The sequence below is a fragment of the Paenibacillus sp. SYP-B3998 genome (genome assembly GCF_010820665.1).
Lineage (GTDB): Bacteria > Bacillota > Bacilli > Paenibacillales > NBRC-103111 > Paenibacillus_E.
In genome coordinates, this window is sequence record NZ_JAAIKC010000001.1 from 1,546,370 (window position 1) to 1,559,846 (window position 13,477).

The 13,477-nt window shown below is 44.2% G+C and carries 9 protein-coding genes; 8 read left to right on the forward strand and 1 reads right to left on the reverse strand.

Annotated elements, in window-relative coordinates:
* Window positions 1–392: 392 nt before the first annotated feature.
* Together GK047_RS07125 and GK047_RS07130 are read left to right on the forward strand one after the other, a co-directional pair.
* Window positions 393–1,289: an alpha/beta fold hydrolase gene (locus tag GK047_RS07125; protein ID WP_163943118.1), complete on the forward strand. Its 897-nt coding sequence runs from the start codon at window positions 393–395 to the stop codon at window positions 1,287–1,289.
* Between the two features lie 146 nt (window positions 1,290–1,435).
* Window positions 1,436–2,827 (forward strand): MATE family efflux transporter, encoded by a 1,392-nt coding sequence (locus tag GK047_RS07130; RefSeq protein WP_163943120.1) that lies wholly within the window; start codon window positions 1,436–1,438, stop codon window positions 2,825–2,827.
* Between the two features lie 61 nt (window positions 2,828–2,888).
* Here GK047_RS07130 and GK047_RS07135 read toward each other — a convergent pair whose 3' ends face one another.
* Window positions 2,889–3,896 (reverse strand): polysaccharide deacetylase family protein, encoded by a 1,008-nt coding sequence (locus GK047_RS07135; protein WP_240343778.1) that lies wholly within the window; start codon window positions 3,894–3,896, stop codon window positions 2,889–2,891.
* A gap of 370 nt (window positions 3,897–4,266) precedes the next feature.
* Here GK047_RS07135 and GK047_RS07140 point away from each other — a divergent pair, with 370 nt between their 5' ends.
* From GK047_RS07140 to GK047_RS07165, 6 genes are all read left to right on the forward strand, one after another.
* Window positions 4,267–5,310, forward strand: a complete 1,044-nt coding sequence (locus GK047_RS07140) for a multicopper oxidase domain-containing protein (RefSeq protein ID WP_163943123.1) — start codon at window positions 4,267–4,269, stop codon at window positions 5,308–5,310.
* 18 nt (window positions 5,311–5,328) lie between these two features.
* Window positions 5,329–6,537, forward strand: coding sequence for a ZIP family metal transporter (locus GK047_RS07145; protein WP_163943126.1), 1,209 nt, complete (start codon window positions 5,329–5,331; stop codon window positions 6,535–6,537).
* A gap of 392 nt (window positions 6,538–6,929) precedes the next feature.
* Entirely contained in the window at window positions 6,930–8,426 is a 1,497-nt protein-coding gene (locus tag GK047_RS07150) for an extracellular solute-binding protein (RefSeq protein ID WP_163943128.1), read from the forward strand.
* 11 nt (window positions 8,427–8,437) lie between these two features.
* Window positions 8,438–10,276: a sensor histidine kinase gene (locus tag GK047_RS07155; protein WP_163943131.1), complete on the forward strand. Its 1,839-nt coding sequence runs from the start codon at window positions 8,438–8,440 to the stop codon at window positions 10,274–10,276.
* Window positions 10,273–11,874, forward strand: a complete 1,602-nt coding sequence (locus tag GK047_RS07160) for a response regulator (protein WP_163943133.1) — start codon at window positions 10,273–10,275, stop codon at window positions 11,872–11,874. The genes GK047_RS07155 and GK047_RS07160 overlap by 4 nt, the downstream gene beginning before the upstream one ends.
* A gap of 108 nt (window positions 11,875–11,982) precedes the next feature.
* Complete coding sequence (locus GK047_RS07165; protein WP_163943136.1) at window positions 11,983–13,062, forward strand: YrpD family protein; 1,080 nt, start codon at window positions 11,983–11,985, stop codon at window positions 13,060–13,062.
* Window positions 13,063–13,477: the final 415 nt, after the last annotated feature.

Here is a 13,477-nt window from a genome sequence, read left to right on the forward strand (position 1 = left end):
GCTCACTTCAATCGATTTCAACATGTACTTTTCGGCTCGATAAGAACAAGAGGTTGCTAAAATTTGTATAATTCTATTTTGAAATATTGTAAAATTAATCCATATATGATATTTTAGTAGTGATACAAAAAATCATTTTTATTATTTCTTGTTTTAATTACTCAGGGCATCTCGCAGGTTTGTTTGTCGTATGTATTCGACGTTGGGGGGGGACCGATCATTGAGGTAGGGGGACTGAAAAGTTGTTTTCATGATGGACTGACACGATCTACTCCTTTTTAAAACTACTATTGTGTAGATGACGAGGGGCCTAATAATTAGTTCTGATAAGTTCCTAATTAGAGGTGGTTCGATTCCATCAATCTACAAAATAATTAATCAAGGAGGATTTTATGAAACACAAAACCTTATCCGTACTCACTGCAGCAACAATCGCACTATCCGTACTCATCCCAACAGCAAGCGCAAATGAAATAATTTCTTTTGCGAGTGTGTCCAATGCGCCAGCAGTTTCTAACTCGTTCTCAGGCAAAATAGATATTGGAGGATATTCGCTGAACGTCAATATCAAAGGTGAAATCCAAGAAGATAGACCAACCGTTATTTTTGAATCCGGATATGGTGACGATTCATCTGTTTGGGCTACGATTGCCCAGCAAATAAGTCAGTACACGCGCACGGTAACCTATGATCGAGCAGGAGTTGGTCTTAGTGATTCAGACCCCAATGGTGGATTCACATCGAAAGACGCCGCAGAACGGTTGCATAAACTTGTAGCAGCCTTAAAAGTAGATGGACCTTTGGTACTAGTAGGCCACTCTCTTGCAGGTTTACATATGCGAGAGTACCAGTATCTTTACCCAGATGACGTAAAGGGAATCGTTTTCGTAGATGTTTCACATGAGCATATGGAGGATACATTATTCTCTGAATTCCCTGTGGAAGTACGCAAGGAAATCGTTTCTGAGGATTTCAGGCAAATGAACTTCATTGAAGGTAACATTGATGATGCATTAATTAGCTATTCCCAAATAGATATTGCTACTCAAGCAGATAGCTTGCGTAATGTCCCAATTACTGTTTTATCAGGTGGGAATCACCATTATCCAGCTAGCTTTCCTGTAGCACCTGAACTGCTCGAACAGCGCTGGGGTTTGCTTCAAACTGATTTGGCTTCCATGTCGGATGAGTCCTTACATGTGGTAGATCCACAAAATGGGCACCGTTTACATGAACAAAATCCACAGTTAATAATTGACAATGTTATTTCACTGCTTGAGCGATTATAAACTACGATTCAGCAAGAAAGGCATTCTTAACAGGATGCCTTTTTGCTGTATGCCAAGGAGGAGCAATAACTTGCTTGAATGATCAGTTGACTGAAAACGCTCTCATAACCTACACTATGAACACTTGAAATCGAGGAGCAGCCAACTTGAAAGATGCAAATGTAGGGGAATCAATACCAACTTGGAAGAAGCTTAGTCTATTCGCGGTAACCTGGCCTATTTTCGTTGATTCTGTACTAAGGATGATGCTTGGCACGGCAGATGTGTTCATGCTCAGCCGCATTTCGGATCAAGTGACTGGAGCCGTCGGCTTAGCAAATGAAATCATTGTTTTTTGTATTCTAATGTTTGGTTTCGTAGGGATCGGCATGAGTGTCGCCGTCGCTCAATATCTTGGCGCGGGCAGGGCCAAGGAAGCAAGCCGGATTTCAGCACTCGCAATTACGATCAACCTGGTATTCGGAGTTATCATCAGTATAATACTGGTGATGTTTGGAGAATCATTGATGCGTCTTATGAATCTGGCGCCGGAACAGATTGAAATTGCCAAACGATATTTGAATATTATTGGCGCCTTTATTTGGATTGAAGCTTTGTCATATGCGATTTCATCAGTCCTGCGTTCGAACGGTCAGACGAGGGATGTTATGTTTGTTACACTTGGTGTAAATCTGGTACATGTAGCTGGCAACTTTCTACTCATATTTGGACATTTAGGTTTTCCCGAATGGGGGGTTACGGGGGCCGCTGTATCAACGGTTGGAAGTCGTTTTATTGGACTTGTGGTTTTGATGATCATTTTGAATCGCCGGATTCCAGTTCCCATTCGTCTCAAGGATTATGTGACTTTCGATAGCCGCAAAATGAAGCAAATATTGAGCATAGGACTACCATCTGCAGGAGAACATTTGTCCTGGCAGTCTCAGCATATGATGATGGTAAGCTTTATCAACATCATCGGGAAAACGGCTTTGAGCACTCATGTCTACGTAATGAATGTGTCCAATTACTTCATGGCGTTGGCAATGGCAATCGGCATGGGGACAGAAATTATTATTGGCCATATGGTAGGAGCCGGAGAGATGAAAGCGGCTTATCATAAATTGCTTAAGAGCCTCCGCATAAGTTTCCTTGTAACCATTGCAGTGGTAGGTGTTGCCTCGATATTTCGAAAGGATTTGCTCGGATTATTCACCGACAATCCAGAAATTATTGCAATAGGATCAAGTATCTTACTGCTTTCTGTCATTTTAGAGCCTGGTCGTACTTTTAATCTTGTTGTTATTAACTCGCTTCGTGCTGCAGGTGACGCAAAGTTCCCAGTTCTAATGGGGATTATTTCCATGTGGGGAGTTGCAGTACCGCTTGCTTATTGGCTAGGTATTCGGTTGGAATTAGGTTTGCTTGGTGTTTGGTTAGCTTTTACGGTCGACGAATGGCTGAGAGGGCTGATGATGCTTCTTCGTTGGAGAAGCCGTGCTTGGGAGCGTAAAGCGCTAGTTAGGCCCATTACGGGGTCCATTGCTGAGAATAGTTAAGAGAGAGAAGAAGGGCTGCAAACTTGCAGCTCAGTTTTCAATTCCAGATATTCAGAAAATTCTACTGAAGTTTACGACTCCACGCATTCAAGCTATCTTCGCCGTTCACGTAAATTCGTTTGAGATGATATGGTTGTTGCGAGGATGTCGTCTTTCCCTGTTCAATTGTAAAAGCATAACGGAAGCCAGCATTTTTCAAAATAATTAGAGTTTGTTGATTAAATTCGCCATAGGGATAACAAAACACATTGGCCTTAGTCCCTAGCTGCTCCTCCATTTGTGCCTTTGCTAGATATATCTCTTTTTTCTGCTCTTCTTCAGAGAGCTTTGAAAGATGTGGATGCGTCATTCCATGGGGTTGAATATCCCAACCTGCTTGCTGCATCTCCTTAACTTGTTCCCAGCTCAAATAATCGGGTTTTCCAACAAATCCAGGTGAAAAAAAGAGCGTTGCTGGAAAACCATATTGCTTTAAAATAGGCATGGCAAGCTCGTAATTGTCCGCATAACCGTCATCGAAGGTGATCAGGATTTGCTTTACCGCAGCCGGCTTCTTTTTTTCAAGCGTTAGGAGGAAGGTATCCAGTGTTACTGGCGTATAGTTGTGCTCTTTCAAATAGGCCATTTGTTGTATAAGTTTGTCGGGATGAAGAACGAGCGTGTTGTCTGGTTCATCACCAATACTGTGATAATTAAGGGCAATTATAGACACTTCATTGAGTTGTTCGTTGGAGGCAGTTTTAGGAGACATATTTGGAACTATAGAAGCAGTTGGAATCGCATTCCGATAAACTGAGGTTGTAACTGCATCTAATGATGGTTGTATAAGGTCTTCAGGTGGAAAATGTAAAGTCGGAAATTCCTTTTTGTCGTGGAGCGACGTAAGTTCCGGCAACATGTTTAGTGAGGATGACTCTCCAAGCGGGGGCTCGTTACGACTAGCCATTTCTTGAATGTTCACTGTATCTATGCCATTCGTTTGAAAAGTAATCAGTTTGAAGTAAACGATCAAACCTATAATCATAATCGCCATCCCAGCAATAGCGGCAAACGAAATTCTATTTTTCATAAATAGCCTCCAAAATAAATAAAAACGTTCAGTACCAATGTATTCGTAATCCTATTAAATATGTCCTGATTTGTTAGGAATCTATGCATTTTTTATATAAGGTAAGTTGGAACTGACATTGGTTATTTACGGTGAGATGGTCTGTTGACAAACTGAATATTCGATTATGCTAGATCGAATATGTTAAACAAGCAGAATAGATATTCATTGGCATTGAAATTCCAGTTTACAAAAATCCAGATTAGACATATAGTTAAGTTATTATGTTTCCCTAGGCAAAGAATATGTCTGTAGGGAAACTAAATTTTTGTAGAAAATGTTTCCTTAGTGCAAATTTATTGAGGACAAGCAAGTTATTGGGGGCGAAAATATGTTTAGAAAAACGGGTGAAAAGGTTACACGACGGAATGTTTTGAAAATGGGGGCTACAGGAGCTTTAGCTGTTATCGGAAGTGCACTGCTTAGCCCATCTTCGATTTTCAGTAAAACATCTTCTGCAATGGATAAACACGACATTCACGCAGCTATGAAAGGCCAACTGCATGAAGGGATGAAGCATGGGTATGTTCCAAGCACAGAAGTAACAGAGGGATTTAAGGCTGCTCAAAAAGCATTAATCGCTTTTGATTATGGAAAAGTAAGCAAGCTACCCGATGGAAGAACTTTGCGAGAATATGAAATAACTGCCTATGAAGCGGAAGTTGAGATTGCAAAAGGGATAAAGTTTCCAGGTTGGACATACAACGGTACCATCCCAGGTCCTACGATACGTTGCACAGAAGGGGATGTCATTCGCGTTAAGTTCGGCAATGCTACAAGTCATCCTCACTCCATACATTTTCACGGTATGCATCCTACCAATATGGATGGTCTTGAAGCTGTACTGTCAGGCGATACTTTTATTTACGAGTTCGAAGCCAAGCCGGCTGGCATGCATGTATATCATTGTCATACTGCACCACTTGCTAGACATATTCATAAAGGACTTTACGGGAATTTCATTATTGATCCCAAGAAACCGAGAGAAAAAGCACAGGAATTTAGCATGCTCATGAATGGGTATGATCTGGATCTTGATGGAGAGAACGAAGTATACACGGTGAATGGTTATGCTTTCGCCTATCAACAAGACCCGATTAAAGTGAAGGCGGGGGAGTTAGTTCGTATTTATTTGAGTAATTTAACCGAATTTGATCCTATCAATTCTTTTCATCTCCATGCCAACTTCTTTAAATACTATGCGACAGGCGCAGATCCCGAGGCACGTCCGAGTTTTACAGATACCATTATGCAGTGCCAAGGTGAACGCGGGATTTTAGAAATTGTTTTTCCATCTCCAGGACGATACATGTTCCACGCCCACCAAAGTGAGTTTGCCGAACTGGGTTGGATGGGATTCTTTGTAGCTGAATAAGAAGGGAGGAGATTCATCATGAGTTTAAGTAATCAAACCAAATCTAACACTTCAACAAACAGACTACGAGCTATCCTTTGGGGAATACTTCCTCTGGTTCTGTTAGTAGCGATTATCGCAACCATTGCTAAAGTCGGTACTGGCGTGGAAAATGAATCGGCTGCTCCAATTGAAGTTCTCCATGTAGAGAAAATAACTCTAAATGATGATGGAATCCAACTGAAGGTATTAAATTCTGGGCCAGAAGAGGTTACAATAGCTCAAGTGACGGTTGACGACGCTTTTTGGAATGCTGAGTTTTTACCAAGCGACACTTTAAAAAGATTTGAGCAAGGAACCGTAAAGATACCGTATCCATGGGTTCAAGGCGATCCGCATGAGATCAAATTAATTACAAGCAAGGGATTAATTTTCACAGGTGAGGTCGCCGCTGCGACGGCTACGCCTGAACCGAGCGTTAAACTGTTTTGGCAGTATGCATTAATCGGGTTTTATGTGGGGGTAGTTCCGATAGGTTTGGGCCTCATGTGGTATCCTTTTTTACGTAGATTTTCTACGAAAGGCATGCATGCTATGCTCGCGCTGACTGTAGGGCTCTTATTTTTCCTTGTGATTGATACGTTTGAAGAAGGCTTTGAAATGGCATCAGAAGCTCCTGGTATTTTTCAAGGGACTGGATTAGTATGGATCGGTGCATTACTAAGCTGTTTATTTCTAATTGCTGTCGATCAGTCCAACGAACGTAAGATGAATAGGTTGGTATTAGAAGGCAGAAGAGTATCTTACAAAATCGCGACGGGTATCGGACTTCATAATTTTGGCGAAGGTCTTGCTATTGGTTCAGCATTTGCAGGCGGAGAGGCAGCCCTAGGAACTTTTCTAATTATCGGATTTACGCTGCATAATATCACTGAAGGAGTCGGAATCGCTGCGCCTCTTCTCAAAGATCGCTCTACTTGGAAAACTTTCGTTTCTTTAGCGGCAATTGCAGGCGGCCCGGCTATTCTTGGTACTTGGGTTGGCGGATTTATTTTCAATGATACACTCGCGGCTCTATTTTTTGGTATAGGTGCTGGAGCTATTTTGCAGGTCATTTATGTTATTTCAAAGATGATTCTTAAAGAATCTGAGAAAAAGGGTTTGTCCCCTGTTTCTTGGCTTAATTTTGGGGGCTTGGCAGTTGGAATATTGTTGATGTATGTGACTGCCCTAATGGTGAAATTTTAGGAACGAGTGAATTGTTAGGAGACGATTCGAAAGAACCGAAAGGCGAGACTTGATAACTGTTGTTGATGAAGACAATCCACGATTTGTGGGTTGTTTTTTTGTACGCTGTTTTTCTTAATTTCCCGGATTTATCAGGGGGGCTTCTCCAAATCCTACACCATACGACAAAAGTAGTGTTATTTCGATAAAGGTTTTTTGGTGAAAGTAATCGAACATAAGAATAATATAGAATATTCATGTAAAATATCCAGAATTAATGTTATTTAGGCAGGATAGAATGCATATTCCTGTTATCAAACCAATAGAATCAGTTTTTGAAAGGTGGTAAAGAGGAATTAGAATCATCTTTTCAAGAGAGGAGATCGTCATATGAAATCCGGCAGTGCAACCGAATGAAATGGCCGATCGTTACTGCTTTCGCTGCAGTTGCATTGCTGTCTTCCTGCACTTCGGTAAAACCGTTGCCAGGAGAAGCGTCCAAAGGAAGAGGCAGCGCGAAGGAAGCCATTTCCATCGTCATCAATAGTAACAACTTTTCATTTCCCGATGGTTACAACGAAAACCGCAATCCATATCTTCAGTTTATTGAAGATCATACGGATTTGGATGTAGAGGTGCTTCTTCCTCCTGTTATAGGTTATCAAAAGACGGCGAATTCTTTCTTGAACGCTGAAAAACTTCCTGATATGATCAGCATTCCATCCAAAATTCTGGTGGCAAAGCACGCAAGACAAAACGCGCTGATGCCGCTCGATGAGCTATTGGATCTGTACGGGGCAAATTTAAAAGCGAATATACCCGAATCGGTATGGGAACAGGCTCGTTTTAACGGACATCTTTATGCCATACCCAGTATGAGTGAAACTCAAGGCATGGAGCTTATGTATGTCCGGAAGGATTGGCTGGACAAGCTCGGCTTGCAGCCTCCTGCTACTCTTGAGGAGTACGAGCGTGTGATCCGAGCATTTGCAGAGGAGGATCCTGACGGAAACGGCAAGGCCGATACTTTTGGGTTGTCCATGGTGAATAATCTGTTCCGGTCGGCACCGTTTTTCGGAGCTTTTGGCCTGCAATTGGACCAATGGGTGGAAAGGGATGGGAAGCTGGTCTACTCGCATATTTTACCAGAAATGAAGGAAGCGCTTTTATTTTTGTCGAGGCTTTACAAAGAGCAGTTGATCGATCAAGATTTCCCTCTGAATACACACAGTACCTTAGCGGAGAAAATCAAGCGGGGACAGGTCGGTTTGTTCTCGGCTACTTGGTACGATACACGTACTATGATCGCTGAGAACAAGCGGTTCGATCCGGCTGCCGAGTGGATTCCTTTGGAATATCCCATCGGGCCTTCCGGAAAGAAAGGCGTCTATGCAACGAAAAGGGTGCAGAGCTATCAGGTTATACCTGCTAGCAGCAAGCATGGGGAAGCGGTGATCCGTTTCTTGAATTTTATAGCGGGTAAGGGGAAACAGGATCTGGTTCTGGGTTTTGAACATCAAGTATGGAAAAGAATTGACGATAAAATTGTGTCCGATTTTGCAGAGCACGACAAGCATTTGTATAGGGGGATGTACAGCTCCCTTGCTTGGATTGACGATCCGAATCTACTGCGTATTCGATTGGACTCCTACGGAAAGGAGTTTCGGCTGTTTGAGAATCTGCAGCTTATCCAAAGGAACTTGATCCATGACCAATTTACGGGATTGCCTACTCCGACGATGGAGGAAAGTTTTGTTGAGCTCAACGAGCTGAATGGAATTTTTATGAAAATAGTTATAGGGGCTGCTCCTCCGGAGGATTTCGATCTTTATGTGAAACAGTGGAAAGAAGGGGGAGGGGATGTTATTACCCAGGAAGTCAATGATTGGTACCAATCCTCCCAAAAATGAGGGATTCGAGCATGCGTTGGAATCGGTGGTTGTATCTTAAATATGTACAAAACACGCAGGTTCGTTTAACCTGCTATTTTTTGATAGTTCTACTTCCGCTCGTAGCTGTCAGCTTATACGCTAACGAAGTCTCCAGACAAATGGTGCTGGAGCAAAGCATGGCACGCACTGAAAACAGTCTGACCTCGGTAGCAGAAAATATTGATTTGACGCTGCAAAATGTTGAGGAGCTCTCCAAGTTGGTTGCCACGTCCCCCGACTTGCTTCAAATGCTAGATAAGGCGGATTGTGGATTGACGCCGGAGTCCATCGTCGATTTCACCCAGTTGTTGAGCAACTTGTGGAATATTACTTCCATCAGTCAGAGCGTGTCGGAAATTTCCGTATATCATGCGGGAACCGGTACGATTCTCTCTACTAAAATGGGAGGGAAGCGGGTTCAGGACAACAGTCACAAGGAATGGCTTATGGGGCTCGCTGAAATGAACGGGGCGACGGGAAAGTATGTCTTTGACCATGATGAAATTCCCGGCGGAGGCACTGTTGGTGCCTTGATTGGAGCAGATTCCATATCTCTGGTGAGGACGATGGATCTCCATAGCAGCAGGAAAAAGTGGAATCTGCTAATCATTACCTTAAATCAATCAAGGCTCTCTCGACTGATGGATTCAGTTATTCCCTCTACCCATGCTAGCATCGATTTGTATACAAAAAGTGGGAAATGGGTATCGGGTGCGGCTGGCGGTTTGGCGCATTCTTCTTCTCGTCAAGCTGCGGATTTGCTTAAGATTCAGGTGGATACGAGGTATTATGGATGGTCCTTGGTCTTGCAGCAGCCGAAAGAAGAAATCTACGGAAAGACCATGCAAATTAGAAGCTACACCTACGTCATCATTGGGGTAAGTGTGCTATTGGCGATTTTGATAGCTTGGGGGGTCTACACCCGTATCTCTTCTCCTCTCCACAAGCTGACCTATGCAATAAAAGAGCTGAGTATCGGCGATCTGAATGTTCGCATTAACGTTGACCGAGAGGACGAATTCGGTTATTTGATGAAAGCGTATAACCAGATGGCCGAATATCAAAAGCATCTGATCGAAGACTATTACGAGCAGCAGCTCCAGCTTGCGCATACGGAACTGAAATTTCTTCAGGCGCAAATCAATCCCCATTTTTTGTACAATACACTAGATTCAATCTACTGGACAGCCAAAAATTACGATGCAGATGAAATCAGCGAGATGGTGCTGAACCTTTCCCGTTTTTTTCGGCTTAGCTTAAACAAAGGAAAAGAATCGTTTAGCGTGGAGGAAACGATAGCTCATTTGGATTATTATATTCGTGTGCAGCAAATCCGTTTTTTGGACAGCTTTACCGTGACCTATCGGATACAAGAGGAGAGCAGGAATGTTCCGATCTTCAAGCTTCTATTGCAGCCACTGGTCGAAAATGCCATTTTGCACGGACTTGAGACAAGGGCAAACGGCGGCGAACTCGTCATCGCTAGCAAGGTGCAGGCGGGTGCCCTTCTGCTTTCGGTTCAGGATAATGGAGCTGGAATAGAAAAAGAGAGGCTTGTCTATATTCAAAAGAAGCTGGAGCAAATAGCTGAGCGGGATCGGTTTCAGCTCACACGGAGGGATAGCGCTTGGACGGATTTGTACGGGCTGCTGAATGTGCTTTCGCGAATCCATATGCTTTATGGCAGTGAAGCCGGGATGTGGATCAACAGCAGGGAAGGAGAAGGCACAACCGTAACCGTGTGTCTACCGCTTGATCGCTGTTCTGAAGATTTTCATTTGGGATCAATGGCGCAACAAACAGAAAGAACGGAGGAAATGTCATCTTGAATCTACTGATTGTTGAAGATGAGGTTCGGCTGTGCAACAGTCTGGCCCGACACATTCCATGGGAGGATCATGGTATAGAAGTTGTCGGTATGGCATCCAACGGAATTGAGGCGTTGGCGCAGATCGAGCGGAAAAAGCCGGACCTTCTGCTTGCGGATATTCAGATGCCGGAAATGGACGGGTTGACGCTTGCGCGCCGGGTACAGGAAAGTGATCCCCTCATCAAAACGGTTATTTTAAGCGGTCATGACAGCTTTGCCTATGCACAGACAGCGGTGGAACTGAGCGTGTTTAAATATTTGCTCAAGCCGGCTGGCGATACGGAAATATTGCAGGCGGTGCTTGGAGCGGCGCAACAACTGCGTGTGGAATTGGAAGAGCGGCACGAACGTGGCTTGCTTAAGTATAAGTGGGAGCAGCATTTGCCGTACCTGCACAACGAGTTTTACATCCAATTGTTGAGGGGGCGGTATCGCCCCGATGAAATCATAGGCTTAAGCATGGAACTGGATCTGAATCTTCAGCCGGATGAACGCTATGTCGTAGTGGTCTTTGATATGGACAGGCAGCCAGAGCAGGAGAGCGGCTCTTATGTAAAGGACGCTTCTTTGCTCCAGCATACGTTAGCTGGCATCCTGCAGGATCGACTCCCTGACTCTGCATACCGAATGTGCAGCGATATGCAGGGTTTATCCGTGGTTTTATTTGCCGTAGGGGAGAGGGAAGAGGAGACGGAGGCCGTGCTGCGCGTTCATACGACGGCAGCCAAGGTGCTTGCTCTCATCGAAGACTACATGAAACATACGGCGAGTGCCGGGATCAGCGGAGGCGCTGGGAGAGCAGGAGTGCTTCATGTCCTATACCGTGAAGCCTGTACGGCTCTGTTGAATCGCAAGCTGCTAGGAGGCGGCATCGCGATCCCCTACCGGGAATCGGTTCCGCGAGCTGCAATTGTTTCTTGTCCAGAACCGACATATGAGAAGGCATTGGAAATGGCTTTTCAGACAGGAGATGAGGACAAAGCGCTTGCTGCTTTGATCTCTATGTGGGAAGAGGGGCAGAACAAGCTGGTTACCCTCGATGACATGCATGAATATGTCCTTTGTTTGAGCAGTACACTGATTCGTTTGATCCGAAAGCAAGGCTGGTTGGTAAAAGAAGTTACGGGGGAAGACTTCGTCTTCTTTCAAAACAATCATTTGCTTGCTACCGCTGAACAAATTTATGCCTGGTTGCAAAATACGATACATAAAATGTTGGCTTACGCTCGGTCGCAAAGGCAGATAGTCAGTCACCAGACGGTTAAAACGATTTTGGATTTGGTGGAACAAGAATTGGATACTGATCTTACACTTCATACAGTGGCAGAGAGGCTCTATGTGAACTCCTCTTATTTAAGTCGCTTATTTAAGCAAGAAACCGGGAAGCCTTTCTCGACTTATGTGTTGGAGAGGAAAATGGAGCGAGCCCGATCCGTTTTGCAGGAAGGGGACAAAGTATATAATGCTGCTCTGGCAGCCGGGTACCGGGATGTGAGCTATTTTACCAAAGTATTCCGTAAATATTGGGGAGTCACGCCCGGCAGCTTCAAGCTATAATGTCATCATATTACCATGTAAAGGAATGATCGTCGTCTAATACTGTCAAACACTCCCTTGTATACTGGAGAAGAAGCATCATCCAATTCAATGAGGGAGCGTGTTTTTATGAAAAAGAAAATCGCAGTACTTGCAGTAACAGTAGCGGTCATCCTGTCGTCCGTGTCGACGGCCATGGCAGCAGATAAGACGGTGGCCAAGTCGTCAGCGACTGAAGCAGCATTATTCGAAGCAGGCGGGGCGGAAATAACGGATTACACGAACGTGAAAAACATCGGCAAAGTGGAGGCCGTTTTGAGCAAAGCCCGTCAAGCTGCGGCGGAGGAAAACCGCAATCAGACAGCTTTGGGAGCTAAAGGTGCGGCAACGGAAACATCATCGGTGAACTATGTTTACATTGATGGCAATACTCATTATTTTTATGAGACAAGCCCGGTATTGGATAAAGAGAAGGTGTACGTGTACGAAGTACAAGCTTCCTCTACAGAAAATACCCCTGTTGGGAACGTGTCAGCATTGGCGGGAAATCTTCCGGACGGCATCGGTGGGAAAGCCGTTGTTAACAAGAACGGGTCTTATATCAATGCTACGGTGAGATTGGCTTTACAAAGTCAGCTTTCGGGTGCTCCTTCGGGCGCTACCTATACTTATTCAGGATTCAGCGGCACTGGCAGAAAATATGACGGAACGAACAACAATTTCCCGGTAGAGACGGATATGGGATTGCAGTACAGCAATGCTTACGGTTATGTAAAATGGACGCCAGTCCTTGGATTATACAACGGAATCAAAAGCAATGGTTCCTTCTTGTCAGGCAATGATAAGGTGCAGTATAAGAACGGGTTCAAGGGCGGCACGGATGTAAACTTGACCGCTTACCGGAACTTGAACGGTAACACTCGGTTATCGATAAGCGGGTATGCAGTTTGTCCAGATTCGTCTTGCTCGCAGACGGCCGACACCTACCTGACAGCCATACTTGAAGTAGCTAATACGAACGTAACGAGCGTGAGTAAGTGGAAGATGCTGGCCACGCTCGCAGGTTCGGAAAGCGTAACGGGTCATAATTATGCCGAATTCAAAAATGTCAATGTAGACGGCGTGGCACAGACCCCGACGAAAGAAGCAGAAGATTATGCATCAGTAACGATCGCGGGGAGCACGGTAAAAATTAACGTTTCCAGATAGTTTAAAAGTCTTGAAGAGCAAGGATCGAACAAGCAGGTAAGCCAGCTTGTTCGATTTTTATTATTCATACCTAATTCATTGAGCATTCTTAATGCTTTTCGTCTACAAGTAGCCCTTCATCCGCCGTGCGAACCGCCGATTACCGAATGGTACGTAGGATGGTGTAGGAGGTCGGGAGTAGTCACCCCCTCTTACTAGATTACTTGCGTCAGTGAGTGAGAAACCTGCTATAATCGTCCCATCCTTAGGCAGCTCTGAATGAGCTGCCATTTTTCATTTCTCGGACCCTGAAGATCTGGTATTAACCAGGATTAGGAAGCGGCACCTACGTAAATGTATGCGAGGAGCTCTTTTTTTTCATTCAGAGCTTGGAAATTTATTACTTGGTTTCGTTAATAAATGAGAAGTTTAAATA

What these genes read in the sequence shown, in the direction of transcription:
- GK047_RS07125 (WP_163943118.1), top strand. Translation starts at nt 393, where the DNA reads ATGAAACACAAAACCTTATCCGTACTCACTGCAGCAACAATCGCACTA.
- GK047_RS07135 (WP_240343778.1), bottom strand. Translation starts at nt 3,896, where the DNA reads ATGAAAAATAGAATTTCGTTTGCCGCTATTGCTGGGATGGCGATTATG.
- GK047_RS07140 (WP_163943123.1), top strand. Translation starts at nt 4,267, where the DNA reads ATGTTTAGAAAAACGGGTGAAAAGGTTACACGACGGAATGTTTTGAAA.
- GK047_RS07145 (WP_163943126.1), top strand. Translation starts at nt 5,329, where the DNA reads ATGAGTTTAAGTAATCAAACCAAATCTAACACTTCAACAAACAGACTA.
- GK047_RS07150 (WP_163943128.1), top strand. Translation starts at nt 6,930, where the DNA reads ATGAAATGGCCGATCGTTACTGCTTTCGCTGCAGTTGCATTGCTGTCT.
- GK047_RS07155 (WP_163943131.1), top strand. Translation starts at nt 8,438, where the DNA reads ATGCGTTGGAATCGGTGGTTGTATCTTAAATATGTACAAAACACGCAG.
- GK047_RS07165 (WP_163943136.1), top strand. Translation starts at nt 11,983, where the DNA reads ATGAAAAAGAAAATCGCAGTACTTGCAGTAACAGTAGCGGTCATCCTG.